The 25,864-nt window shown below is 54.0% G+C and carries 22 protein-coding genes; all 22 read right to left on the bottom strand.

The window, feature by feature from the left end; all coding sequences use genetic code 11:
* Positions 1-25: 25 nt before the first annotated feature.
* Positions 26-1,849 (bottom strand): DNA primase, encoded by a 1,824-nt coding sequence (gene dnaG, locus E6C60_RS07310; protein ID WP_138225255.1) that lies wholly within the window; start codon positions 1,847-1,849, stop codon positions 26-28.
* Between the two features lie 48 nt (positions 1,850-1,897).
* Complete coding sequence (locus E6C60_RS07305; RefSeq protein ID WP_138225254.1) at positions 1,898-2,365, bottom strand: YaiI/YqxD family protein; 468 nt, start codon at positions 2,363-2,365, stop codon at positions 1,898-1,900.
* 205 nt (positions 2,366-2,570) lie between these two features.
* Positions 2,571-4,646 carry a glycine--tRNA ligase subunit beta gene (gene glyS / locus E6C60_RS07300; protein ID WP_138225253.1) on the bottom strand — a complete coding sequence of 692 codons (2,076 nt, stop codon included), beginning with the start codon at positions 4,644-4,646 and terminating at the stop codon, positions 2,571-2,573.
* Positions 4,639-5,526 carry a glycine--tRNA ligase subunit alpha gene (glyQ, locus tag E6C60_RS07295; RefSeq protein ID WP_138225252.1) on the bottom strand — a complete coding sequence of 296 codons (888 nt, stop codon included), beginning with the start codon at positions 5,524-5,526 and terminating at the stop codon, positions 4,639-4,641. The genes glyS and glyQ overlap by 8 nt, the downstream gene beginning before the upstream one ends.
* A 326-nt stretch (positions 5,527-5,852) precedes the next feature.
* Positions 5,853-6,608, bottom strand: coding sequence for a DNA repair protein RecO (gene recO / locus E6C60_RS07290; protein ID WP_138225251.1), 756 nt, complete (start codon positions 6,606-6,608; stop codon positions 5,853-5,855).
* Between the two features lie 36 nt (positions 6,609-6,644).
* Positions 6,645-6,785: a YqzL family protein gene (locus E6C60_RS07285; RefSeq protein WP_138225250.1), complete on the bottom strand. Its 141-nt coding sequence runs from the start codon at positions 6,783-6,785 to the stop codon at positions 6,645-6,647.
* A gap of 139 nt (positions 6,786-6,924) precedes the next feature.
* A complete protein-coding gene (gene era / locus E6C60_RS07280) occupies positions 6,925-7,827 on the bottom strand; it encodes a GTPase Era (RefSeq protein WP_138225249.1) in 903 nt (300 codons plus the stop codon).
* A gap of 73 nt (positions 7,828-7,900) precedes the next feature.
* Positions 7,901-8,278 (bottom strand): diacylglycerol kinase, encoded by a 378-nt coding sequence (locus tag E6C60_RS07275; protein WP_138225248.1) that lies wholly within the window; start codon positions 8,276-8,278, stop codon positions 7,901-7,903.
* On the bottom strand, positions 8,275-8,775 hold the full coding sequence (gene ybeY / locus E6C60_RS07270) for an rRNA maturation RNase YbeY (RefSeq protein ID WP_138225247.1): 501 nt from the start codon (positions 8,773-8,775) through the stop codon (positions 8,275-8,277). The genes E6C60_RS07275 and ybeY overlap by 4 nt, the downstream gene beginning before the upstream one ends.
* 28 nt (positions 8,776-8,803) lie before the next feature.
* Entirely contained in the window at positions 8,804-11,074 is a 2,271-nt protein-coding gene (locus E6C60_RS07265) for an HD family phosphohydrolase (protein WP_138225246.1), read from the bottom strand.
* Positions 11,075-11,088: 14 nt separating this feature from the next.
* On the bottom strand, positions 11,089-12,060 hold the full coding sequence (locus E6C60_RS07260; protein WP_138225245.1) for a PhoH family protein: 972 nt from the start codon (positions 12,058-12,060) through the stop codon (positions 11,089-11,091).
* A 6-nt stretch (positions 12,061-12,066) separates the two neighbouring features.
* Positions 12,067-13,260, bottom strand: coding sequence for a sporulation protein YqfD (gene yqfD / locus E6C60_RS07255; protein WP_138225244.1), 1,194 nt, complete (start codon positions 13,258-13,260; stop codon positions 12,067-12,069).
* Positions 13,257-13,550 (bottom strand): sporulation protein YqfC, encoded by a 294-nt coding sequence (gene yqfC, locus E6C60_RS07250; RefSeq protein WP_138225243.1) that lies wholly within the window; start codon positions 13,548-13,550, stop codon positions 13,257-13,259. Before yqfC ends, yqfD begins: the two co-directional genes overlap by 4 nt.
* Before the next feature lie 162 nt (positions 13,551-13,712).
* The gene (locus E6C60_RS07245) at positions 13,713-14,291 is read right to left on the bottom strand and encodes a hypothetical protein (protein ID WP_138225242.1); all 579 of its coding nucleotides are present in this window, start codon (positions 14,289-14,291) and stop codon (positions 13,713-13,715) included.
* Between the two features lie 17 nt (positions 14,292-14,308).
* On the bottom strand, positions 14,309-15,319 hold the full coding sequence (gene floA, locus E6C60_RS07240) for a flotillin-like protein FloA (protein WP_138225241.1): 1,011 nt from the start codon (positions 15,317-15,319) through the stop codon (positions 14,309-14,311).
* A gap of 115 nt (positions 15,320-15,434) precedes the next feature.
* The gene (locus E6C60_RS07235) at positions 15,435-16,796 is read right to left on the bottom strand and encodes an NfeD family protein (RefSeq protein ID WP_138225240.1); all 1,362 of its coding nucleotides are present in this window, start codon (positions 16,794-16,796) and stop codon (positions 15,435-15,437) included.
* A gap of 216 nt (positions 16,797-17,012) precedes the next feature.
* Positions 17,013-17,456 carry a GatB/YqeY domain-containing protein gene (locus E6C60_RS07230; RefSeq protein ID WP_138225239.1) on the bottom strand — a complete coding sequence of 148 codons (444 nt, stop codon included), beginning with the start codon at positions 17,454-17,456 and terminating at the stop codon, positions 17,013-17,015.
* A 16-nt stretch (positions 17,457-17,472) separates the two neighbouring features.
* Positions 17,473-17,646 (bottom strand): 30S ribosomal protein S21, encoded by a 174-nt coding sequence (gene rpsU, locus E6C60_RS07225; RefSeq protein WP_005547957.1) that lies wholly within the window; start codon positions 17,644-17,646, stop codon positions 17,473-17,475.
* A 157-nt stretch (positions 17,647-17,803) separates the two neighbouring features.
* Positions 17,804-18,163 (bottom strand): histidine triad nucleotide-binding protein, encoded by a 360-nt coding sequence (locus E6C60_RS07220; RefSeq protein WP_138225238.1) that lies wholly within the window; start codon positions 18,161-18,163, stop codon positions 17,804-17,806.
* A gap of 93 nt (positions 18,164-18,256) precedes the next feature.
* Positions 18,257-21,712: an AAA family ATPase gene (locus tag E6C60_RS07215; RefSeq protein WP_138225237.1), complete on the bottom strand. Its 3,456-nt coding sequence runs from the start codon at positions 21,710-21,712 to the stop codon at positions 18,257-18,259.
* Complete coding sequence (locus E6C60_RS07210; protein ID WP_138225236.1) at positions 21,709-22,887, bottom strand: exonuclease SbcCD subunit D; 1,179 nt, start codon at positions 22,885-22,887, stop codon at positions 21,709-21,711. The genes E6C60_RS07215 and E6C60_RS07210 overlap by 4 nt, the downstream gene beginning before the upstream one ends.
* A gap of 66 nt (positions 22,888-22,953) precedes the next feature.
* The gene (locus E6C60_RS07205) at positions 22,954-25,848 is read right to left on the bottom strand and encodes a 3'-5' exonuclease (RefSeq protein WP_138225235.1); all 2,895 of its coding nucleotides are present in this window, start codon (positions 25,846-25,848) and stop codon (positions 22,954-22,956) included.
* Positions 25,849-25,864: the final 16 nt, after the last annotated feature.

Raw genomic sequence — 25,864 nt, 5'->3', positions numbered from 1 at the left:
CCCTAGAAACAATCAAGCATAGCCGTCACTGTCTCTCTAGGGCAATAATCTCACTTGCTATTTGGGCGGCTCGCAAAAAATCACCGGACCGTTCCGCTTTCATCATTTCTTCTTTCTTCTCGGCGATCTGTTTCTGCTTCGGATATTTGAGAACCTCGCGGATGCAGTCATCCAGCACCTGAACATTCCACTCCTGCGGATTTTCCATCATCGAAATCGAGCTTACCGTTTTCTCTAATCGGTCGTCATGAAGTGAAGACATAAACCGGCTGGGATCCGGCGGCTTGTTCTGCGCGTAATAAGCATATAGATAAGCAGCAATCGCCGCATGATCTTCAATGTTAAAAGCTTCGCCGAGATGCTCGCCCACATACCTGGCCGCTTCCTCATCCTGCAGCATTAAGGAGAGCAGCCTCCGTTCCGCGGCATGATAGGCTGGCAGCAGCGCCGGTGCGGCGATCTGCCCTTTTTTATGCCTACCATTATTCCACCTTTTGTCCGGATTATCCCCATGCTCGTTCATTTTTTGCATGGATTGGCGCAGCAAATTGCAATCCTGCTTCAAGCTTTCATAAGACAGCTGAAGCTCGGTAGCCAATTCCCGCAAATATACCTCCCTCTCTGTTGAGGAGCTGAGCTCCGCAATGACCGGGAGCGCTTCACGGGTATAAGCGATTTTGCCCTGTTCTTCTAGCAGTATATGGTTTTTTTTCAGATATATAAGCTTGAATTTCGTGGAGGCCGCTGCGTTCTCCAGCACATGGCGGTAACGATCCCCGCCGTACTTCCGGTAATAATCATCCGGGTCCAGTCCATCACCCAGCAGAGCAATCCTGACCTTCAGCCCGGCGTTCTCCAGCATAGGCAGCACCTTCATCGCCGCATTGAGTCCTGCCCGGTCTCCGTCATACGAAACAATGACTTCTTCAGCCATCGATTTCATCACCGAAATCTGCTGCTCTGTCAGGGAAGTGCCCATTGTAGCGACGACGTTCTGAAACCCCGCTTCCCAGGTCGAGATGACATCTCCATATCCCTCGCACAGAATAATCTGACGCTGCTTGCGGACAGACGTCTTGGCCTGATGTAAATTGTACAGCGTACGGCTCTTGTTAAACAGCAGGCTCTCGGGAGAGTTCAGGTACTTCGGCTGACCCTCTCCAAGGATCCGCCCCGCAAAAGCAATCACCCGTCCGTTGCGGTCATGAATCGGAAACATAATCCGGTTGCGGAACTTGTCTACATAGCCGTCACGGTCCTGACGGGCAGAGAGCAGTCCGCCCTTCTCCATTTCCAGCAGGTCAAATTCCCGTTTCCCCAGAAACTGAACCAGCGTATCCCAGCGGTCAGGTGCAAAGCCGAGTCCGAATTGGTCAATCAGCTTGTCGTTAAAGCCCCGGGATCGAAGGTATGCCATGGCTTCTTGACCGTGCTGTGTATTCTTGAGCAAAAAATGATACAGCTTCGAGCACAGCTCGTACGCCTCATACAGCCTTTCCTTCTCCGGATTTACAGGTACCGCATGTGATGGAGAGCCCTGCCCCTCCGGCAGTGCAATATCGCTTTCCTCCGCCATAATCCGAACGGCTTCCGGAAAGGAATAGCCTTCTATCTCCATTCTGAACTTAATGGAATTCCCGCCCTTTCCGCAGCCATAGCAGTAAAAAATCTGCCGATCCGGCGTCACGGTAAAGGATGGCGTCTTCTCCGAATGAAAGGGACATAAGCCCTTCATGTATTTCCCTTGCTTGGACAACTGCACATATTTGCTTACCGTATCGACAATATCATTCCTGGCCAGTACCGACTCAATTACATCATCCGGAATACCGCCCTGTCCGGTAACCATTTGCAATCACCTTCATCTCTTTTAGCACGTAAATAATATTCGCTGTGCTTATACATTCTCCTGCAATGCCTTTAAAAGTTTTGTCAGTTTATGTTGAAAAATTTTTCGATCCTCTTCGGTCAGCCTGCGAGGCCCCTTGCCATAGTGTCCGGATTTTCTCGCTTTTGCCTTCTGATACCGCGTATCCAGCAGGAAATCAATATCCTGATCGCTGTATGTTCTCCCGCGAAAGGAGATCACATAACAGGACTTAGATAATGCCAGGGCGGCAAGCCCGTAATCCTGGGTCACGACCACATCACCGCGGCAGATATGATTGGCAATATAAAGATCGGCGCTCTGATCGCTGCGGTCTACCTGGATGACCGTGATGCCTTCTCCCGGCTCCTGCCGATGATCAAAGGAAGAGACCAGCAGCACGGGAAGTCCATGCTGCCGCGCGGTTTCGGCAATCTCCTTCTTTACGGGACAGGCGTCCCCGTCCACAACGATGCTTCTGGTTTCAGATATGCTCATTAGTCCTCACCAAGCCTCTATTCATCGTCCATGCTGCAATATATTATATACGTCTTGGCCAGATAAAAATCCTTCTTCCCGAGAGAGCCGACTGATTCTTCCAGAATCTATGGTCTCCCCTGAATAACGACAAGCGGCCGCCCCTTTAGCAGGACCCCGCTTATCGCCACGCATTATTGAAGATCTGTTCAAGATCGCCTGATGGCTACCAGACCAGCTTCGTAAAGTCTGCGAATTGCTTCACATCGCTGTCAATGCCGGAGAGCAGTGCCAGACGATTCGTTTTGACAGCCTCATCCTCTGCCATAACCATAACATGATCAAAAAATCCGGTGATCGGCTTTTCCAGCCCGCCCAGCAGCTTCAATGCAGCTTCACCGTCAGATTGCTGGATCGCATCCAGATACTGCTCTCTGACGCTCTGCCAGGCCTCGTACAGCTCGCTTTCCTGGGTCTCTGCGAACAGCTCTGGATTTACTGCAAATTTGCCTGCCTTGGCAGCCAGATTGCTGACCCGGTTGAAGGATTCCACTGTAGATTTGAAGCTGCTGTTCTCCTGTACCTCTGTCATCAGCGCCTGACCGCGGGAAACGGCGGAGACGACCCCATCAAAGCCTGCCGAAATGACCGCATCCACGACATCATAGCGCTGATCCTCAGACAGCAGCTTTTTGACACGAAGGCCGAAGAAGTCCGTTAGATCCTTGAGGATTTCCTTCTCGGAGCGCTTCAGATCATGACGCTCTGCGTGCACGGCCAGCGCAATATCGAACACCTCCGACAGGGAGAGTGAAAGCTTGTGCTCCAGCACGATCTGCACAATACCCTGGGCCTGGCGGCGAAGTGCGTAAGGGTCCTGCGAGCCTGTCGGGATAATGCCGATGGAGAAGCAGCCCGCAATGGTATCCATTTTGTCAGCGATGCTGACTACAGCTCCAATCATGCTGGCCGGTGCCTGATCGCCTGCAAAGCGAGGCTGATAATGCTGGAACACCGCTTTGGCTACAGCCTCCTGCTCCCCGGCCTTGCGGGCATAATCCTCGCCCATCACGCCCTGCAGCTCTGGAAACTCATACACCATTTGTGTCACGAGATCGAACTTGCAAATATCAGCAGCGCGGCTGACCTGGTCGCAGGAATCTGCTGTCAATGACAGCCTGGATGCCAGCTGATCAGCAATACGGCGAATCCGTCTGACCTTATCGCCAATCGTTCCCAGCTCCTCATGGAAGACGATGCTTTCCAGCTTGGAGAGCGCATCCTTGATGTTCAGCTTCTGATCTTCTTCGTAGAAAAACTTAGCATCGGACAGACGTGCACGCAGCACCTTCTCGTTCCCTTTGGCGATGACATCCAGCGAACGGCTGTCGCCGCTGCGAACGGTGACGAAATAAGGCAGCAGGCTGCCTTCCTGATCCAGCACCGGGAAATAGCGCTGATGCTCTCTCATGGAGGTAATCAGCACATCCTGCGGAATGTTCAGGAAGGAAGGGTCAAAGCTTCCGTACAGCACCGTCGGCGTTTCAACCAGAAACAGCACTTCCTCCAGCAAATCCTCCTTCACAGCAATGTTCCAGCCCTTTTCGTCCGCCAGTGCCTCAATTTGCTCGGTAATCATCTGCTTGCGCTCTTCTACATCGACAATGACATGCTCCGCCCGAAGGACGTCGATATATTGTGATGCCTCGCTGATGACCGCTTCCTTCCCAAGGAAACGATGACCGCGGGTCGTATTTCCTGCCTTCACTCCGGTTATTTCAAGCTCAATGATGTCTGAGCCGTACAGGGCAGCCATCCATTTGATAGGACGGACAAACTTGAATTCATGCGTGCCCCACTTCATATTTTTGGGGAAGGTCATGGAGGTTAGAATGCCGAGCAGGCCCTCTGGCAGCAGCTCCGCCGTCTCCACACCGATGCTGTTCTTGGTTACGTAAATGTATTCCACACCCCCAAGCTCTTTGAATGTGAAGCTGTCCGGATCCACGCCTTGGCTGCGGGCGAAGCCGAGTGCTGCCTTGCTCCACGCTCCCTGATCATCCAGGGCGATCTTCTTGGAAGGACCTTTGACCTCCTCGCTCATATCGCTCTGACGGTCCTGTGCCTCGTGAATAATCACAGCAAGACGCCTTGGTGTGGCATAGGCGGTGACTTCAGTGAAGCCGATGCGGGAAGCCTCCAGCCATTTCTGCGTCTTGTCCTTCAGTTGGTCCATAGCACTGCGCAGGAAGCGGGCAGGCACCTCTTCAAGCCCAATTTCAAACAGAATATTTCTAGGCATGGTCAGCCCCTCCTTTCTTGATTAACGGGAACCCGAGCTTCTCGCGCTCCTCGAGATACGTAGCCGCCACCTGACGGGCCAAGTTACGGACTCGCATAATATATCCGGTACGCTCCGTCACACTGATCGCCCCGCGTGCATCCAGCAGATTGAACGTATGGGAGCATTTCAGCACATAGTCATATGCAGGAAATACGAGCTGCTGACTCATCGCCTTGTTGGCCTCTTCCTCATACATGTTAAAGAGAGTGAACAGCATTTTTACGTCAGACACTTCAAAAGTATATTTGGAATGCTCGAATTCCGGCTGATGGAAGACATCGCCATACGTAATGCCATGAACCCATTCCAGCTCGAATACATTCTCTTTGTCCTGAATATAAGAGGCAAGGCGCTCCAGGCCATATGTAATCTCGACCGCTACCGGATTGGCATCAATGCCGCCTACCTGCTGGAAATAGGTAAACTGCGTAATTTCCATACCATCCAGCCATACCTCCCAGCCCAGTCCCCAGGCTCCCAGAGTTGGGGCTTCCCAGTTGTCTTCAACAAAGCGGATGTCGTGGTCCAGCGGATTGATGCCCAGCCGCTCCAGGCTCTCCAGGTACAGCTCTTGAATATTGTCCGGAGACGGCTTGATAATAACCTGAAACTGGTGATGCTGATACAGCCGGTTCGGATTCTCGCCATAGCGGCCATCGGCCGGGCGGCGTGAAGGCTCTACATAGGCAACATTCCAGGGCTCGGGTCCGATTGAGCGCAGGTATGTCATGGGATTCATCGTCCCTGCACCCTTTTCCGTGTCATACGGCTGTACGATAATGCAGTTCTGCTCTGCCCAAAATTGCTGCAGCGTCAAAATCATTTGCTGAAAATTCATTCTCCACACTCCTTGTCTCATTGGATACGTCTCACTCATTTCTAGCCTCTGCACAACAAAAAGCTCCCGCCCTACGTCTGTTGTACAGACATAGGGACGAGAGCATCAGCTTCCCGCGGTTCCACCCTACTTGGTTCCTGCATGAGGAACCCACTTTATCCCTTCAAGATGCTCCCGGAATGCCATTTCATGAAGACGATTCTGCCGGACTTTCACTGCCACCGGCTCGCTGAAGAGGATCGTGATCCACTACTTTTCCGATCAACGCATACACTACTGTGTGAAACTAAAAATATAACATATGATAACCAATTTTAATGATTTCGTCAAATATCATATTTGTCCATCTGGTCCAGAAAGCCTCTGGATTTCAATTTGAGCCCCAGCTGAATATCCATAAACGCGCGCATGGCCTCTTTGAGCTCAGCCTTAGTCTCCTCCTTGATGTCTATGCTGCCCAGCCTGCGAAGATCCAGCTGCGCAAACAGGCGAAGCACTCGGAGCGTTCTTGGCGCAATCGGCATGGCGGGAGGATCCAGATGCTTGCAATAGCGGCAGATGACTCCGCCAAGAGTAGGACTGAGCAGCAAATCCTCGTCCTTTCTTTCGTTCCCGCAGGATATGCACACCGAGAGCTCGGGGCCGTATCCTGCGGCCTGCAGTATTTTCATCTCATACAGATTCAATATGACCTGTGGATCCTTATCCTCCTCCAGCGCCGACAAGCAGGCCTTCAGCTGATGGAACCAGAACGCCCCGGTCTCATCATCCTGCAGCACCCGGTCAAGCAGCTCGCAGGCGTAGGAGGAGTATGCTGCCTTGATGAGATCGGCACGCAGCTTGTGATGGGACTCAATCAGCTCCCCGGCGTTCAAGGTCGCAAGGCCTGTACCATTTCGAAAATATACATATTCACCGTACGTAAACAGCTGGGTCAAGGCAGCATGGCGGCTCTTCACTTTTTTTGCGCCGCGGACTAAAACCCCTACCTTACCCGCGACTTCGGTGCAAAGCGTAATAATTTTGTTCCCCTCGCCGTAATCCATGCTGCGGATGACGATGCCTTCCGCCCTGTGTAGCATGCCTGATCACCTAACCATTCCTGACGCAGCCAGAAATTATTCATGCTCCTCAAGCCCATCTGCCTCTTCACCTGAAAGAGCGTCCTCCGGCTCTTCCGGTATGCCGGTCTCCTTATACAACAGATAAGCATCGACATCTCCTGTCATTGCAAAATACTTCCACGAAAAATCTCGCATTCGTATTCATCCTTTCCTCGGAAATGACGTCTCCCATCTACGAGGTTAGGATGTGCGCTGGACATCGTTTTATGATTAACAGTTGTTGGCAGGCTGCTCTATGATGAGTGAGGCTTCGGCAGAGGAGATGAACGCATCATTATTGTCCGCGGTGAAATCCGAGATCCCGGAGCACCCGATCCTGGTTGCGCCAATCTTTTTTAACCTTAACCCACAGCTCCAGGAATATCTTTGAGCCGAGCAGCTTTTGAATGTCCTGACGGGCCTGCTTGCCGACTTCCTTCAGCAGCGACCCCTGTTTACCGATAATAATCCCCTTCTGCGAATCCCTCTCCACAAAAATGACTGCCGAGATGTGAACGGTCCCATTGCTCTCTACCTTCATATCTTCGATTGTCACCGCAATAGAGTGCGGAACCTCTTCCCTTGTCATATGCAGAATTTTCTCGCGAATCAGCTCGGCACAGACGAACTGCTCCGGATGGTCGGTTATCTGATCCTCAGGATAATACTGCGGTCCCGGCGGAAGATATTTCTGAAGCTGATCCAGCAGCGTGTTCACGTTGTTTCCCTGCATGGCGGAGATCGGAATAATCTCGGCAAAATCATGCAGCTTGCGATACTCTTCGATAAGCGGCAAAAGCGCCTCCGGCTCAATCTTGTCGATCTTGTTCATAACCAGAATGACAGGCGTCTTTACCTTCTTCAGCTGCTCGGCGATAAACCTGTCACCGCCGCCAAAGCCCTCTGAGGCATCAATCAGAAACAGAACCGCCTCTACCTCTCCCAGCGTACCCAGCGCCGTCTGGTTCATGAAATCACCCAGCTTGGACTGACGCTTGTGAATACCCGGCGTGTCCAGAAAGACAATCTGAGAGCTGTTGGTTGTGTATACCCCGTGAATCTTGTTCCGGGTAGTCTGCGGCTTGTCGGACATAATGGCAATTTTCTGCCCAATAACCTGGTTCATCAAGGTCGATTTCCCCACATTGGGCCTGCCGATTATGGCCACGAAGCCGGATTTAAACTGACTTTTATTCATAACTTCCTCCAGTAAAAAAACATTGTTGTTCAGGTCATCCGCGCAAAGCCCGGGTCCGCCGCCGACTCCATCATTACCAGGATGAGAGCCAGTCTGTGACAGGAATATAGAAAATAATGCAACCTGTCACCACGGCGAAGCCTGCCGTGACCAGCACCGCACCCGCCGCTGCATCCTTGGCCCGCTTCGCCAAAGGATGTGCCTCTGGAGAGACCAGATCCACCACAGCTTCCACCGCCGTATTTAACAGCTCGGCGGCCATGACCAGGCTCACTGCCAGCACCAGAAACAGCCACTGCACGGTCCCTACATTCAGCAAGGCCGCAGCAAGAAATACAATCGCTGCGGCGGCCAAATGGATTTTCATATGGGTCTCTGTTCTGATGGTTTGAAGAATACCCTCCAATGCATAGCGAAAGCTGGCTTTCAGGGAATACCTCGCCGGCTTCACTGCCGCGCCAGGCCGACCTTCTCCAGCACGGCCTCCTGCTTCGACATCATTTCCGCCTCACTGGCCTCATCCTGATGGTCATAGCCCAGCAGATGAAGAAATCCGTGCACGAACAGGAATCCGAGCTCGCGCTCCAGCGAGTGGCCGTATTCTTCGCTCTGCAGCTTGGCCTGGGGGACAGAGATGATAATATCGCCGAGCGAATCAGGAATCATCTGCTGCTCGTTCTCTTCATCCAGCTCGTAGATGATATGCAGCTCCTCATCGGTTTCCTCGTGCATGGCGAAGGACAATACGTCAGTAGGACGGTCAATGCCGCGGTATTCCTTGTTCAGCGCATGGATCTGCTCATTGTCTACAAAGGTCAGATCAACCTCCCCATCACTCACGCCCTCAGACAGCCCCGCCTGCTCCAAAATGCTCTCTAGCAGCGCAATCAGCTCATCATTGATGTCAAACTCATCCTGCTCATTATTCCAAACCAGCTGCAAGCTCATTCTCTGCAACGCTCCTTCACCTTGATGATCATTCCTGCTCCGCAGCCGGCTTGCCGGACTGTGCCTCGGCCGATTCCGGCTTGCTCTTCTTCATTTCCTCAGGATACTCAATCCTGGAATGGAAAATTCCCATGACGGTGGCCTTCAGCGTCTTCGCAATCACATCCAGCTCTTTCATCGTCAGATCACATTCATTAAACTGATTGTCATCCACACGGCCCTTGATGATCTTCTCGATCATCGTCTCCACCTGCTCCACCGTAGGCTTCCGCAAAGAACGCACCGCAGCCTCGACGCTGTCGGCGATACCGACAATCGCGGCTTCCTTCGACTGCGCCTTCGGACCGGGATATCTGAAATCATCCTCAGTGAAATCCGGCTCGGTCCCCTGCTCCTGTGCCTGCTTCAACGCCTTGTGGTAGAAAAAATGCAGGAAGCTGGTTCCGTGATGCTGCTCTGCAATGTCGCGGATCGGCTTGGGCAGATTGTAATCCTTCTGCATTTCCACGCCATCCCGGGCATGGGCGACAATAATAGATTTGCTGAGCTTAGGCTCCAGCGAATCATGGGGATTCTCCATGTTGCTCTGATTCTCAATAAAATACATCGGGCGCTTTGTCTTGCCGACATCGTGGTAGTAAGACCCCACCCGGCACAGCAGCCCGTCTGCGCCAATGGCCTCTGCCGCAGCCTCGGACAAATTGCCCACCATTACGCTGTGGTGATAGGTTCCCGGCGTTTCGGTCAGAAGCTTGCGCAGCAGCGGATGATTCGGATTGGACAGCTCCACCAGCTTTAGAGCGGACAAGATTCCGAAAGTCACTTCAAAAAATGGCATGAGGCCAATCACCAGCACAGCCGTTAAAATTCCGCTCGCCACAGCAAATGCAAGGGCGTACATGCTCTCGCTCCGGCTCCAGTCCGAATCGTGGACAAGCAGCAGGATAAGCACGGACAGCGCACCGAACAGAGATACCATAATACCGCCCTTCAGAAGAGCTGAGCGCTGACTGGCGCGGTGGATTGCGAACAACGCCACACAGGATGTGATGACCGCAAAAAAGCCAAACCGAAAATCAAACATCTGACTCTTGTCCACATTCAAAATTACACTGGACAGAATGCTGAATATAATGACGCTGAAATACGCAAGTCTCATATCCATCAGTAGCGTAACCAGAATGACCCCGATCGCTACTGGGGCCAGATAGCCGACATATACCCGTTCCTCGCTTTGCAGAAATCCGGCCAGATGCATACATATCAACGTAATGACATAGATCAGAACAAGCATCAAAATTTGTGAGTTGTTGTATTTGAATATATTAACATCAGACTGGCGGATGAACATGAGCAGACCCAGTGATAACAGGATGCTGAATAGCAGCAGGCCTACCTCCGGCCAGTAGGTAACCTCGTCCTTGAGCAGCCCGTTCTTACCCAGCAGGTCATACAGCTCCGGCGTAATCAGCTGCCCCTTCTGTACGAGGATATCTCCTTGCTTGATATAGACAGGAGGCGTATTCTCACGAGCCTCGACCTTGGCCTCCTTCGTGGCGACCTCATTGTAGAACTTATTCGCCGTAATCACGAGGCGGGCAAGCTCCTGCACAACCTCTCTGGAGGTTCTGTCGCTGAGCGAGCTCGTGCTGACCAGCTCCGCTACTTTTGCTCTCGCTGTTTGCGCATCGACAATTTCATTCATCAGCCGGGACACAATGTCTCTGGCTACCGTCTTCATCTTCGATATTTCTTCAGGCTCCAGCCTCGGAATCTTGATGAACGTTTCCTCGGGCACCCGATAGGCCTGCTGCTCGATCACAGTCTTCATCTCATCCAGCAGCTCATCCGGGTACCCTTCCGAGCCCTGGTTGCTGGAAATAAAGCTGTCTACAAAATCATCCACCCGCTGCGGAATTTCCTCGCGGTAGATAGAAATTTTATCTTGAACCGAGACCTCGTCCTGATTCAGCCGATCAATCCGCTCGAACAGTTGCTGCACAAGAATATCGTTACGAAGCGGGATATACGTATAGATCGGCTGAACCCTCTCCGCCGCTTCCTCCTGTGCCTTCAGCGTGGCCTTGCTGTCTTCAATCTGAGCCGGCGCCGGGATGCTCTTCTCGCTTCGCGTCCCGACCTGGATATCATATCGCTCCGGCAGCAGCTTGAGTGACAGACTGATATAAATCAGGAGTGCCAGCAGCAAAAATAGAATATAGCGTGTTGCCACGCTATATTTCCAGCCGTTATGACGATTAGACATGGACTTGTCCGTCGATGGTTTATTAGGAGCCATAGCGACAATCCCCTTTAAACTTGGTTTTCTGCAGCTTGATCATAGGCAACGATAATTTTTTGAACTAAAGAGTGCCGTACCACGTCCTGCTCCGCAAAATACACAAAGCCGATATCCTCAATCTCCGAAAGGATGATCTTGGCTTCCACAAGTCCTGATTTCTTGCCCCGGGGCAGGTCAATCTGGGTAACGTCACCCGTAATGACCATCTTCGAGCCGAAGCCAAGCCGCGTCAGAAACATTTTCATCTGCTCCGGTGTTGTGTTCTGGGCTTCATCCAAAATAATAAAAGAATCGTCCAGCGTCCGGCCGCGCATGTAGGCAAGCGGTGCAATCTCAATCAGACCTCTCTCCAGCGCCTTCGCTGTCTGATCCGGTCCCATCACATCATACAGTGCGTCATAAAGCGGCCTTAGGTAAGGATCTACCTTCTCCTGCAGGTCTCCTGGCAGAAAGCCCAGGCTTTCACCTGCTTCAACGGCAGGGCGGGTCAGCACAATACGCTTTACTGTCCCCTCCTTCAGCGCGGAAACCGCAAGCACAACGGCAAGATAGGTCTTGCCTGTACCGGCAGGGCCTACACCGAAGACGATGTCCTTCTTCTTGATCGTGGTGACATAATGCTTCTGGCCGATCGTCTTGACGCGAATAGGCTTGCCGCGGAACGTCGTTGTGATCTCGCCTTTATAAAGATCCAGCAGCTGGTCCGCACGCAAATCCATGGCAAGCTCAACGGCATACAGGACATCTCTCTCTGTCAGAATGTATCCGTTGCGGACGAGCTGCAGCAATACCTCAAACAGCTGCTGCAGGCTTTCCACATGAGCAGGCTCACCGGAAATCGTAATAACAGCCTCCCGTGAAGCGATTCTGGCAGGAATCCTGGATTCAATCATTTTTAGAAATGCATCCTGCGGCCCGAACAACGAAAGTCCTTCAGACGCGCTGTGCAAATGAATCTGAGTGCTGGTCGTTTGCTGTGACAAATAGCCTCAATCTCCTTGGTTATATACTATGGGAAGTTCTTTCGCGATGACCTCTTCCACCTCGAAAAGCACTTTCATATAAACTTTACCATTCTCTTTCTGATCATGCAAAATTTTTTGGCTCACCAAGCGGCTATCCGGCCCATATTTTGCCAAAATATCCCGAAACGCGCTGGCCAGCCCTTCCTTCTTGGCCTCCTGCTCCGTCACAGTCTCCGTATTCTGAGAAACCTCCATCTCTTTCTCTGTCATCCAACCCAGCGGAAGCGGATGATTGCGCCAGGTCAACGGATCGTAAAGCGTCAATACCCTGCTGGCTTCAAAAGGCATCTCGCCGTAGCCCCATAGCTGCACCGCCCGGTTGCCCAGCACCAGATAGGATCTTTTTTTGAATTCCCCGGTCAGCACATGACTTTTCTTCTCAAGGGGAACTTCAATTTCATATTCATGCCATACCAGGCCCTTAACCTCTCCCTTGGCGACCACCTGCTGCTGATTCTCTTCATCGCCGAGCAGCCCGGAGATCAGAATATCTCCTTTCTTGACGCGGCTGTTGACCGCTACCTGAGGCAGTCCTTTTTCTGCATAAATTGACGTAACCACAGCATCGGCCGTGCTGACCAGATGACGGGGGCTTTGCAGCGGAGACTTCTTGGGTACCGAGGCCTCCACCACCTGAATTGTAATGCTCGTCCCGTCTCTTTCAACCCCGACCCAGGAGGTACCGGGCAGCTGAGCCGCCAGACTGGCTGAGAGCTTGTCCATGGACTTCAACCGGAAGATCCACTGATATGTGTACAGTCCCTCCTGCTTCGCAGCCTGCAGCACATCCTCTGTAGCCACCTTTTCATTCCCTTCCACCCGGATGCTCCAAACCATAGAAGACATAAGCAGCAAGAGCGCGAAGAACACCACGATGCCAGCCGCAAAAATTTTGCGCCGCAGCAGGCGAGCTGCCCGAAACGGCAGCCCATGGCGTTCCAGGATGCGTGTTCGACAGCCTGTCCCTTTCAAAATCGGACGCAGCTCTTTAAAGTCAGAAAGCAGCAGCTTGAACGATGCCGACGCTGAGCCGGTGGGCTTCATCTCCCAGACCGGAATGCCCGCTTCGGTAATGGCATTAATAAAGGCAGACAGCTGCTCCCCCCGCACACTTACTTTCAAATATCCGCGGATTTGTATCATAGTCGGAATATTCAAGGCTTTTCCCCTCTTTCTATGTACTGAATACGCTCTACCCTTCCTTGCAGGGTAACCTCTGTGCTTTGGATCGACCGAATGGACAGCTCCGTTCCTGTGATCTCTAAAGCACCCTGTGCCAAGGACAGGACAAGCTTATCGGATGAAAAGTGAATGACGCCTTTATGATTCTCGATATGAAGCTCATGATTGCCTATCAGGGTCAACCGCGGCAAGTCATACAGCAGATCCTGCGGCAAATCAAGAATTTCCTGGGTCCATCTCTGCAGCTTGCGGCTGATGCGGGACATAGGATGCCCTTCCCCCTTCCTGTACGTTACACCTTATGCCCGCTCAGCCCTGATTATGCTACCGGACGCGGTTCCGCTCCTATCACCACGAACAAAAGCCGCTTGAGAAGTAGCTTCTCAAGCGGCTTGTTCATAACCTGTCGATATGTTTAGACTTATGGATTACCGGCGGCGGCCCAAGGGCCTCTTGGCCCGCGGAGGACCGAGAATTTCGGACCAGATCACGCCCTGCGTGGCGCGCTCTTGCAGCTGAGACTTGCTCAGACCACGTTCCTCCTGCATGCTGTCTTCCTCTTTCAAGGGCGACGGCCGCCGTGAAGCCGTTTGATCCAGCTCGGCGAATACGCCCTCAAGATCTCTCTGCATTTGGCGTTTTCTGTCGTCCAAGCCTTCGCTGACCTTCTGCGGGGACAGCTCCCTTGCAGCAGATTCCATTCTGGAAGCGGAATCCTCATACGGATTACGGTACTCCTGCTGCTCATGGTATGGAGATACATACTCCTCTTCCCGGGTCTCCCGCCGAGATCTGCTGTCGTTCGTACTCTCGGCAACCTTCCCCGGCCCGGCATGCTGATCCGCTGGCTCCGCCCTCTTGGAAGGCTGACGCTCATTGCGGCGTTCATTGCCAAAGGTTGGCATGCGGGTCGGCTTGTCATCACTCTTGCCAGACCTGCCGAGAAAGCTGAAGAGGAAATACCCTGCAATGGCAACGAGGTATAATTTATCCAGGATCCATTCCATCAGGGCTCGCCTTCTTCCTACTTGTTATTGTTGGGGTCATTCTGAGAGTCAGAGCTTTCGCCGGTCTTACCGAGCTGGCTCCGCATTTGCGTGTCGGCTTCAATGTTCTTCAGGTTCATGTAATCCATCACGCCCAGCTGTCCGCTGCGAAGCGCTTCAGACATAGCCAGCGGCACCTCGGACTCGGATTCGACCACGCGGGCTCTCATTTCGACAACCTTCGCCTTCATCTCCTGCTCCTGTGCAACCGCCATCGCCCGGCGTTCCTCAGCCTTGGCCTGGGCAATCCGCTTGTCGGCCTCTGCCTGCTCTGTCTGCAGGAAAGCACCAATATTCTTGCCTACATCCACGTCTGCAATATCAATAGAAAGAATCTCGAATGCCGTACCGGCATCCAGGCCCTTCGACAGAACCGTACGGGAGATCAGATCCGGATTCTCCAGAACGTCCTTATGGGTCGAAGAAGAACCGACAGTCGTTACGATACCTTCACCGACACGGGCAATGATGGTTTCTTCGCCCGCACCACCGACGAGGCGGTCGATATTGGCGCGCACCGTTACCCGAGCTTTTACCTTCACTTCAATACCATCTTTTGCGACTGCCGCGACAATCGGAGTCTCAATGACTCGCGGATTAACGCTCATTTGCACGGCCTGCAGTACATCGCGGCCGGCCAAGTCAATGGCAGCTGCCCGTTCAAACTCCAGCGGAATGTTCGCGCGCTGGGCTGCGATCAAGGCATTAACCACCCGGTCCACATTACCGCCGGCAAGATAATGACTCTCCAGCTGATTGATATTAAGGCCAAGTCCCGCCTTGGTTGCTTTAATCTGAGGGTTCACAATTCGGCTCGGTGTTACCCGGCGAAGCCGCATAGCCACGAGGGTAATGATGCTGATCCGCACACCGGATGCAATCGCCGAGATCCAAAGCATGAGCGGGAAGAAGCTGAAGAACACGCTCAGTAAAATAATCGCGACCACGCCGATAAAGATAACAGGGATGAAAGAATCGCTCCAATTCAAAGTGCATCTGCCTCCATACGTTATATTTGTTTGTTGATGGTTACCATTTTACCAAATTACAGCAGGTTATCAACCGCACCTCGTCAGGTTCCCCATAAACCTGGCACTAGATCGATTACTCTGGAACCTGCTCCACGACAATCCGGGTACCGTCTGTTTTTAGAACACGGATGCTGCTGCCGGAAGGAATAAAGCCGCCGGCCGTAACTACGTCCATCCGTTGTCCGCCGATATCCGCGGTTCCGGAAGGGCGAAGCGGGGTGAGCGTAATCCCTGTCAGCCCTATCAATATATCCCGTTCCTGAACGGGAATATACCCGTTCTCCCGGGACAGGCTGTCGCTCAAAATAAACTTGTTCCAGATGCCGCGCTCCTTGAACACGAGTGCAACCACCACAATAGCAATCAGCGCACATACCGCTGCAATGCCTAAAGACCATGCGACATGAGTCGTTGTGTAGGCAGCCTGCACCACCCCGAATATAAGGCTGATCGAGCCAATGACGCCCAGTATGCCGAAGCTTGGCACGAACAGCTCCATGGCCAGCAGCGCAATTCCGATGACGAAGAGCAGCCACGTCTCCATCCCGGCAAAGCCGGCAACCGAATTTCCGAAGAAATAGAGCACGAAGCCGGTAATGCCCAGAACGCCCGGGATTCCAAAGCCAGGCACGATCAGTTCAATCAAAACGCCTGCAATGCCCATAAATAAGAGCAGCGTCATGACGAAGGGGTTCGTCAGAAAGCTCGCCAGCTTCTCGGAAAAGGTCAGCTCCATTTCGAACACTTCATTGCCGGAGAACCCCATGAACTCTATAACCTCATTCACAGTTCCGGCCATGGTATCGGAGTAGCCCACCTTCAATGCTTCCTCTGCCGACAGCGCAACAATGTCTCCAGCCTCCACAGTTCTTCCCAGCTCGGTTAATTCAACCGCCACCTTGGGATCCGCCATACCGGCAGCGATCTGCTCATTTCTCCCGCTGGATTCGGCAGCACTGACCATCTGGGCCTTCCACCAGGATACAAGCTTGGCATCTTCTACAGGATTCCCCATACCGTCTACCATGGATGCCGAGCCGATCATGCTGCCAGGAGCCATGGCTATTTTATCCGCGTTGAGCGCAATATAGCTGCCGGCAGAAGCCGCATCTCCCCGGATAAATGCAACCGTGGGAATATCCGTCTCTTGAAGCAGCGTACCGATCTCGCCCGCCGTGTCCACCCTGCCTCCCGGTGTGTCAATCTCCAGAACAATCAAGCCAGCATTCATCTCTTTAGCTTCTTGAAATGCCCGCTCCAGAAAGCTGCCGAGCCCCTGCTCGATCTGCTGCTTCACCGGAATGACATAAACAGCGCCGCTCTGGGCTGCAGCTTTGGTAGTCGCTGGACTCAGAAGCATGACACCGAAGACCAGGCTCCATAGCAATGACATTGCCAGCAGGCCTAAGCGCCGTTTTAGCACAGTCATTCTCATTAACTCCCCCTCCTCGTCAAATTTGCTTGCCTCTTCCTTATTAACCTATATTGTGAACGGACACTTATGTTTATGTATAAGTCTCCAGGCACATTATACCTTACATACGTATGAACGCTCTTGAGGGTTTCACAAAATGCCCGATCAGGTCTCCGGGCTTACCTCTCTCAAAAAGAAAAAACATCCCTTGAATATTCAAGGGATGTTTACCTTATGTTATGACAGAAATTGCTGAACCACTTGATTCACTAGTTTTCCATCCGCGCGCCCTTTTACTTTAGGCATCAGGGCGCTCATCACTTTACCCATCTCGGCTTTTGAAGAAGCACCGGTTTCCTGGATGGTCTGCTGTACAATGACTTTAATTTCTTCTTCAGTAAGCTGATCCGGAAGGTAGGCGGTGAGGAGTTCAATTTCTGCTTTAGCATCGGCTGCAAGATCGTCACGACCCGCTTGTTCAAATTCCTGGAGGGCATCTTTGCGCTGTTTGATTTCACGACTTAAAATATCAAGCACTTCGTTGTCATCCAAACTTCTTTTCAAATCTATTTCAAGATTTTTAATCGTTGAACGAACCATTCGAATAGTGGAGAGCTTGAACTTGTCCTTGCTCTTCATCGCTTGCTTCATATCTTCGTTCAATCGTTCGCTAAGATTCATGCTAAGTTATATCCTCCTAAAACTTTCTCTTACGAGCAGCCTCGGACTTTTTCTTGCGCTTTACGCTTGGCTTTTCATAATGCTTGCGTTTCTTCACTTCAGCCAAGACGCCATCTTTCGCGATGGAACGCTTGAAGCGACGAAGTGCAGCATCAATTGTCTCGTTTTTGCGAACTTTCGTTTCAGACACCAGTTTTCCCTCCCTCCGACCAGACCGTCCAAGAGCAATAACACGGTTCATCATTCTTCATTATAAAGTAAACTTAAATATGGTGTCAACCTCATTGCCCTTTTTTTAAGCAAAATCTGCAGACGGTTCATTTTCTCTAACCGGACTGCAGGAAAAGCTAGGCGTGAGAGGAAGAGCCTGCTACTAATGCACCCAGCCGGGTGCCTCCCAGCAGATGGTAGTGAAGATGGTGCACGGTCTGCTCTCCATCCCGGCCGCAATTGTTAATAAGACGGTAGCCGGAAGCATCCACACCCAGCTCCTTCGCAGCCTGCTGCGCCGCCTGGTGAATATCGGCGATCAGCGGCAGATCCTCCTCCAGCACCTCGTTCATGGACGAAATATGCTTTTTAGGGATGATGAGCACATGCACCGGCGCTGCTGGCTGAATATCATGAAACACCAGCACCCGGTCGTTCTCCAGCACTTTTTTGGAAGGAATGTCACCGTTCACTATTTTACAAAACAGGCAGTCCATACAACCCTTGCCTCCTCCAAAGAATATGATCTATTCATCATACAAAAATCGAGGGAGCTCGTCCACTGATGACACGGATCGCTTTGCACGCTGCTACATCGTTTCAAGCATAATCTGAGAGCCGCCGCCGACATGTCCTGCCGGGCGAATGACCAGCTTGCGGGGAAGCCTCGCCCTCAGCTCAGGCACATGGCTGATGATTCCGACCGTCAGCTTGTCACTATGCAGCCGTTCCAGCGAGGTAATGACCGTATCCAGCAGCTCCGGGTCCAGGGTGCCGAACCCTTCATCCAGGAAGAAAAACTGCAGCGGATACTGCCCTCTGAGCTGAATTTGGGCGGACAGCGCAAGCGCGAGCGACAATGAGGTCAGGAAGGTTTCCCCGCCGGAGAGTGTGGATACCGGTCTGCGGATTCCACCGTTGGCATCATCTCGAATGACGAATCCTCCGCCGGAATCCACCTCAAGGGCATACCGCTGATTCGTCAGGCTGCGCAGCCGCTGTGAAGCAGACTGGCTGACCTGCATAAGCTGCTCTTCAGCAATATACTCTACAAATGCATTCCCTCTCAGCGAGGCTTGCAGCTTGGCAAGCCTTTCTCCCTCCTCCTGATGAAGGACCCGGCTCTCCTCCAGCTCCATAAAGCGGCTGTGGCGCCTCTTTAAATCCTCCAGGTCACGCTCGGCACGGGCATGCTGCTGCAGCGCTGCTTCATCACCCTGCCGGCTCTCCTGAAGATCACGGCAGCACTGCTCCCAATCTTCTTCCTGGAACCTCGTGCCGCCGAGCTTCAATGTCACATCACTCAGCCGCAGATTCCATTCCTTCTGGGCATCCCGGTGCTGCTGCAGCGCCTCACGAGAGCGCTCCATGTCCTCGGCAGGCATACCGGCTGCAGCCAGATCTTCCTCTGTTTCAAAGGGTGATTCCGACAGCGCCTGCTTCCAGCGCTCCTGTGCACCCCCGGCATGCTCTCCGGCAGATTCCGCAGCCTGTCCGGCGACAGCCGCCTGCTTGGCGGCATGTCCCTTCACCTCCGCAGCTTGTTTACTTTGATCAGCCGTGCGGGCAGCCGACTCTCTCAAGCTGCTCAGCCGCTGCTTGCAGCCTTGAAGCAGCTCCTCAGCGGAGTGGTCACCGACCCAGCTTGCCAAGCGCTCCTCCTTCTCCTTCAGGAGCTCCTGCTTGCCCTGCCGCTGAGCTTCCCACTGGATCAGCTGCTTTTCTAATTCCCGAAGCTTTCCTTCCAGATCCTGGATAACCTTCTGCTTCTCCTCAAGGAACGGAACACTTCGCTCCAACCCTTCCCGCACAGCTTCAGCCTGAGCGTCCTTCTCCCGCAGAGCAGCCAGCTCGGCTTCCACGGTATCGAAGTTGACCCTGGAAACACCCGTAGACCAGGCTTCTCTTAAAGCTATTAGACTGTCCTTGGCGAAGGCTAGACGCGCCTCCACCTGCTGCAGCTGTGATGCACTGTGCTCCAATGCAGTTTCTTTGCGGGCCAGCTCCTGAGATAAAGACTGCAGCTGGTTCTGGAGATCAACACTCTTTAAGCGGCAAAGCTGCAGCTGCTCTTCCAGCTGTAATGTCAGCTTGTGAAGATGTGCCGCGGATTTCTGCAACTGGGACAGCTGCGGTGCGTCGGGATGGATATCTGATCCTGCGGCCGCCTCTGCCAGAGCAGCTTGAATTTCCGCAGCCTGGTAGAGGGCTGTTTCCCCCTCCGGGCTGGAATGGGCAAGCTGCCCATGGCGAACCTCTTCACTAAGATCAGGAAGAGCGACTCCCTCATGCTGAAGCTGTCGCAGCTTGAGCCGCAGCTCCTGCAGTTCCTCCTGCAAGGCCGCAAGCTGCAGTGCCTGCTCTGTCCCCTCATGCTTATCTAACTCCTCCAGGGCTGGCTGCGGGTGCTCCAGGCTGCCGCATACCGGGCATGGCTTGCCGTCCGACAGCGCAGCTGCCAGAGACCGTGACAGGTCATGCAGCTCCTGAAGCCTGACATTCTCCTGAAGCTGACGGTACAGAGCAGATACCTGATTGGAGGTTCTCTCTACGAGCTCAATGACGTCAGTGCCTGAGCTTCGCAGCGCCTGAGCCTGAGCAGCCAGCACCTGTATGTCCTGTTGAGCCAAAGAGGCCGCTTTCTGGGTATCATTAACGGCTTGCTCTGCCTGGCGGCAGCGCTCAGCCTGCGCTGCGGCTTCAGCTTCCTGCTGCTTCAGCTGCTCTTCCGCCGCAAGGATGGCCTGCTTCCGGTTCATCGCCCCGGACAGCGCCTCGCGGTCCGACAGACGAACCTCCAGCAGCTTCAGCTTCTCCTGCAGCTCTTCTCTCCGTTTCAGACCCTTATCCAGCAGCTGCCGCTCTTTGTCCAGCTGCTCACTGCCTGCAGTGTAGGAGCGCTGAGCCCCCTCTGCCTGAGAGCTCAGCCGGGTAAGCTCTGCCGAAAGCAGTCGCCGCTCTTGCTGCAGCGCTACGGCCTGCTCCAGCTGCTCCAGCCTGGATATCAGCCCCGGTTCCTCAGCCGACAGCTCCTGCTTGGCGTTATGCTCAGCTTCCTGCAGCCGGTTCGCTTCTTGATCTGCTGCTTCCGCGGCCGCCTTCAGCTTCTGAGCTGTCAGTAACAGCTCCTCATAGCGTTGTACAGCAGCCCGCATATCTCTCAAAGAGGGAAGCAGCTGCCTAGCGGATGCAGACAGCGTAAGCCGCTGCTCCAAGCTGTTCATTTCCTGCTCCCGCTCGGACAGCTCATTCAGCCGGGCTTGAAGCCGGCGGCGCTCGGTATCAAGCTCCCGAGCCCTGGACAGCTCTTCGTACTTCTTCTCGACTGCTGTTAGCACAGCGCGGCTTTCCTTGGCTGCAGACACGGCCTCCTTCAGGCTGCGCTCCGCCTTGGCAACGTCGTCCTTTCCCGCGCTTCCCAGACCTTGCTGTTCAGCTTCCACGGCACGCAGCGACCCGGCATTCTCCTTCACCCTGCGGCTCAGCTTCTGCGCCAGAACATCACCGTAGCGCTCCAAATGAAATAGGCGCTGCAGCATTTGCCTGCGCTCACTGCCCTTCAGTGACAGAAACTCAGCAAATTTACCTTGAGGGAGCACAACTGCTCGGGTGAAATCGTCCATTTTCAGTCCGATTTTCTCTTCCACACATCGCGTGACATCTGCCAGCTTGTCTGCGATTACACACTCCTCATCCTGCTGCACCTCAACAAATCGGCTGAGTGTATTGCTTACAGACAGCTCGTTCATCCGCTTGAAACGGCGCTCCACCCGATAACGCTCCGGGCCGCTTGATGAGGACAGCTCGAAGGTAAAGGATACGTAGAGCGTATCCTCCGAATGGTTCATAATGCCCTGGGTCCCGTTCTGCGCCCGCTCAACCTTGCCATACATAGCCAGGGTAATGGCATCCAGCAGCGTGGACTTCCCGCTGCCCGTAGGACCAAAAATACCGAACAGACCGGTTTCGCACAGCTGTGTAAAATCAATTTCCTGCGGCTCCCGGTAGCTCTGCAGACCTGAGACCTTTAACGATACCGGCTTCATTCCGTCACCTCCGTCACGGGGGCTTCTTCCTCATCGACCAGCTCCAGAAACAGCTGAACCAAGCTGTCATCAGGCTCGGCACCACCGGTCTGCCTTTGATAAAATTTACGGAACAGCTCCGGCAGCGGCAGGCTGGTCCGTGCAGCCTCCAGTTCCAGCGCCGCCATTTCCGGGTACACAGGCCGAATATGCACAATGCCCTCCCGGCTCTTGCGGAGCCGTTGAATGTCGGAGAGTCCCATCGCTTCCGTCAGGTGGACCTCCAGATCGATAAATGCGGACGGATCCCGTTCTTCATCCAGCCAGCGGTACACCTCCTCCAGCCCGCCCCGGGCTTTCCAGCGGACCAGCGGCCGGCCACAGCTCAGAAACAGCTCTTCTACGACCGGAACCCCTCCGGGAGACGCCTCGATCAGCGTTACCGATTTGGCCTGCCCGGCTTCCGAAAAGCTATAGGCGAGCGGAGAACCGCTATATCGGATGATGCCATCTCCTTTGACCGCCTGCGGACGATGAAGGTGACCCAGTGCCGTATAACAGGCACCCGTGCTCAAAGCGGAAGGATCAACCGTATAAGCGCCGCCCACCTGAATAGGGCGCTCCGAGTCCGTCTCCAGCCCCCCCAGCACGTAGATATGGCTCATCGCCAAATTCACCGTCTGAGGCGAGAAATGACTACCCATTCTCCTCATGAGGCTGCCGACCCTTTCACTATAGGCTCGGCGCAGCTCATCCTCTTCCCCGCCGATCGCCAGCAGCTCGTTCAGCCGGGACTCCGAAGGATAAGGCAGGGCGGCGATGACCGCCGTTTCGCCGGTACGAGCAGCCTGAACCTGAACCGGTTCAGCACTTGGCAGCCCTACTAAAGTAATCCCTCTCCGCTGCACCAGAGGCGTTACCGAAGCTACCCGCTCCGGCTGATCGTGGTTCCCTGCAACCGCAACCAGCTGCCGTCCTCCCTCACTCAGCCGGGCCGCTGCTTCGTAGAACAGCTGCTCGGCTGCAGCCGGAGGGTTCACGGAATCGTAGACGTCACCCGCCATCAGAATCAGGTCCGCCTGCTGGTCCTTTGCGAGCTGCACCAGCTCGTCAATGAACTGCTCCTGCTCTGCGAGCCGGCTTCTTCCCTCCAGCGACCGGCCCAAATGCCAGTCGCCGGTATGCAGTATCCGCATATCTAGCACTCCTCCCCCATTAAACACTTTACATCTATCGCACAGAACTGAATGCATTCCTCTCGGCTAGAGCTGAACCGCCTGTCCTGCATCAAAAAAGTACAGCCATTTCTCCTGAATCGGTTCGCCCAGAATTTCCTCCAGCGCCTTGGCGTACAGCTCCAGCTGGAATCTGTACTGCTCCTTCAGAGCTTCGATCCCGCCCCGCTGCTCAAGGACCTTGTCTGTTTTGTAATCCAGCAGGATAAGACGCTCATCCTGCCGGAACAGGCAGTCCACAACCCCTTGAATCAGGACACATTCTTCCTGAAGCAGCTCCTGTACGTGAAGAGCATCCTTGACAGGCCCTGATGCCGGATCCGGGAGCAGATACGCCTCCGTCGCGGGGAGCGCATAAGAAAACGGCATCTCCCGCCACACCTGGCTGGCCTGAAGCAGCATTTCTCCTGCCGAAGAGGCAAGCATGTCCACAATATCCTGCGGTTGAACTGCCTCCGCCTGCTCCCGGGTAATCAGCTCCTTGTCTGTGAGCTGATTCAGCAGCTCTTCCACGGCAGCTGAATCCAGTCCGGCTACCAGCGGGACATGCTGCATGACAGTATGGTACACCGTCCCCCGCTCGGTAGGCGTCAATTTGTAATCCTCCATGAATTTAGGACGTCTCAAGCTTAAGGTAAAGCTTCCGGCCTGATTTCCGTTAGAGCCTTCCTGCTGCAGCGCTTCCTCCGCCCATTCCCGCGGTGGATGCTCCTGCATCGCCAGCTGCTTCTTCATTTCGGTTACTGACGTTTTGGCGGCAATGCCGGACGCCGCCAGATATGGATACTTCCAGCTAATCCGGCGATACAGCTCCTCTCTCATCTCTTGAGGACTCTGGCCGCTCTCCCATGGAATGTCCTGTACCGGCTCCAGTCTGTTCAGAGCCGCCTCAATCCCTTCCCGGCGCTCCTGCTCTGCACTGCCCGGACCCTCTGCTGCATGACTCTGGTGCCGGGGTGCGCCGGTCATAAGATACTCATCCGATTTCACGGTGATCATCCAGGAGTCAGCACCTGGAAACAGGTCGGCATGCCCCGTTTCCGGCAGCTCCGCCGCCTCCCTCAGTATAGCTGCCGACGGATGCCGAAGAATTGCAGGTCCAATCCAATCCATGTAGCTGCGGCCTCTGGCCAGCATATAATCCGGCAGAAGCATGCCATGGACGCTGTCCACCTGAGACCAGTCCTTGATTTTGTTCAGCAGCTTCTTCACGGTACCGATCAGTATGAGCTTCTCTTTCGGGCGCGTCAGCGCCACATAGAGCACGCGCATCTCTTCAGCCAGCAGCTCTAAATGCGATCGGCGCCGGATGGCCAGATTAGGCAGCGTAGGATATGAAACCCGAAGCTTGCCATCCACATACTTCGGCCCGAAGCCCAGCTCCTTGTGCATCAGGAAGGCGGCATTCAAATCCTGCTGATTAAAGTTCTTGGAAAGCCCGGCCACGAAAACGACCGGAAACTCCAGCCCTTTGCTTTTATGAATGGTCATGAATCGAACTGCGTTACCCTGGCCTTCATCCTTGCTGCCAGCCCCTAAATCTCCGCCGTTATCGCGCATCCGAGAAATAAAGGTCAGAAAGCGGAACAGCCCTCTGGAGGAGGTATCCTGCTCATACTGCACCGCCCGGTCATAGAGCGCCGTCAGGTTACTCTGGCGCTGGCTTCCTCCCGGGAGTCCTCCCAGCCAGTCAAGATACCCGGTTTCACTGTAAATTCTCCAGATTAAATCACTCAAGCTGCCATGCCGCGCATCCAGCCTCCAGCTTTCCAGCCGATCCCGGAAAGAGATCAGCTTGGCAGCGAGTCCGGCCGACAGCTCCGGCTGCGGTGCCGGTTGTCCCGGACCTGGCTTCACGCCTTCCGCCGGCTGCGCACCGGACAAGCTCTGGCCAGCCGCCGCTTCAGCCGTACCGGACAGCTCCAGCCCAAGATTCCAGCGCCCTGCCGCAAGCCCTGCTGTGCCTCCCGGCGCTGCCTCCATCGTCGCCTGCTCTAAGGCTGCGCTCAACGCATCATAATAAGAGCCGGCTGCAAAGAGTCGCACCTGGGCCAGCTCTTCCTCTGTCAAGCCTACGATGGGTGAGCGAAGCACCGAAGCCAGCGGTATATCCTGCCGGGGATTGTCGATCACCCGCAGCAGCGACAGCATAATTTCGACCTCGACGGCCTGAAAATACCCCCGATTCTGCTCTCCTGAAGCCGGGATGCCCTCCTGAACCAGCTCCTCCATCATGAGCGGCGCCCACACGCTTGCAGAACGGAGCAGAATGACGATATCCCCGTACTCTACAGGTCTCATCGCTTTTTTCACTTTGTCAAATACTAGCAGCGGCTTTCCGGTGTCTCCCATCATCTCCCGGATGCGCACAGCGATGGCTCGCGCTTCCAGCTGCGCGGTTTCCATCTCCTGACGCTCACTTTCTTCCGCAGGCATGCCTTCACCGGCATCACTCCCCGCAGCATCCTCTAATCCTATAGAGGAGCCCGAAGAGTCCGCATTCTCCCTGTCAATCAGGAGCAGCTCAGGCGTATGCATCCCAAAGGGAGACGCGGCATTCTCTGCTTCTTTTTCCACTGCGGGAAAAGCAGCGCCACAGACGAGCTCGGCACGGGAATCATATTGAATCTCCGCCACCGATTCGTTCATAATCTGCCTGAACAGCATATTGACTGCATCCACAACCTCCATCCGGCTGCGGAAATTTCGAGCCAGATCAATGCGGGCTCCCTGTCTTAATTCAGCTTCATCCGCCTCGTTTACCGAAGCATAGGTTTTGTATTTATCCAGAAATAGTCCCGGCTCTGCAAGCCGGAATCGATAGTAGGTAAGCCCCTCGCGCCTGATTTCATCTCGGAAACAGGTTTCAAAGAACTCCCCTCCGAACCGCACGTACTTGTCTCCAAGTATACGGCTCTCCACTTGTCATGTTGACCAG

Source organism: Paenibacillus algicola (assembly GCF_005577435.1).
GTDB lineage: Bacteria > Bacillota > Bacilli > Paenibacillales > Paenibacillaceae > Paenibacillus_AQ > Paenibacillus_AQ algicola.
This window is presented reverse-complemented; position numbering and strand designations above follow the sequence as displayed.

Excerpts from the sequence above, each read along its gene's own strand:
- dnaG (WP_138225255.1), bottom strand. The coding sequence starts at position 1,849 with ATGGTTACCGGACAGGGCGGTATTCCGGATGATGTAATTGAGTCGGTA.
- E6C60_RS07305 (WP_138225254.1), bottom strand. The coding sequence starts at position 2,365 with ATGAGCATATCTGAAACCAGAAGCATCGTTGTGGACGGGGACGCCTGT.
- glyS (WP_138225253.1), bottom strand. The coding sequence starts at position 4,646 with ATGCCTAGAAATATTCTGTTTGAAATTGGGCTTGAAGAGGTGCCTGCC.
- glyQ (WP_138225252.1), bottom strand. The coding sequence starts at position 5,526 with ATGAATTTTCAGCAAATGATTTTGACGCTGCAGCAATTTTGGGCAGAG.
- recO (WP_138225251.1), bottom strand. The coding sequence starts at position 6,608 with ATGCTACACAGGGCGGAAGGCATCGTCATCCGCAGCATGGATTACGGC.
- E6C60_RS07285 (WP_138225250.1), bottom strand. The coding sequence starts at position 6,785 with ATGCGAGATTTTTCGTGGAAGTATTTTGCAATGACAGGAGATGTCGAT.
- era (WP_138225249.1), bottom strand. The coding sequence starts at position 7,827 with ATGAATAAAAGTCAGTTTAAATCCGGCTTCGTGGCCATAATCGGCAGG.
- ybeY (WP_138225247.1), bottom strand. The coding sequence starts at position 8,775 with ATGAGCTTGCAGCTGGTTTGGAATAATGAGCAGGATGAGTTTGACATC.
- E6C60_RS07265 (WP_138225246.1), bottom strand. The coding sequence starts at position 11,074 with ATGGCTCCTAATAAACCATCGACGGACAAGTCCATGTCTAATCGTCAT.
- yqfC (WP_138225243.1), bottom strand. The coding sequence starts at position 13,550 with ATGTCCCGCATCAGCCGCAAGCTGCAGAGATGGACCCAGGAAATTCTT.
- E6C60_RS07245 (WP_138225242.1), bottom strand. The coding sequence starts at position 14,291 with ATGGAATGGATCCTGGATAAATTATACCTCGTTGCCATTGCAGGGTAT.
- E6C60_RS07235 (WP_138225240.1), bottom strand. The coding sequence starts at position 16,796 with ATGAGAATGACTGTGCTAAAACGGCGCTTAGGCCTGCTGGCAATGTCA.
- E6C60_RS07230 (WP_138225239.1), bottom strand. The coding sequence starts at position 17,456 with ATGAATCTTAGCGAACGATTGAACGAAGATATGAAGCAAGCGATGAAG.
- E6C60_RS07220 (WP_138225238.1), bottom strand. The coding sequence starts at position 18,163 with ATGGACTGCCTGTTTTGTAAAATAGTGAACGGTGACATTCCTTCCAAA.
- E6C60_RS07215 (WP_138225237.1), bottom strand. The coding sequence starts at position 21,712 with ATGAAGCCGGTATCGTTAAAGGTCTCAGGTCTGCAGAGCTACCGGGAG.
- E6C60_RS07210 (WP_138225236.1), bottom strand. The coding sequence starts at position 22,887 with ATGCGGATACTGCATACCGGCGACTGGCATTTGGGCCGGTCGCTGGAG.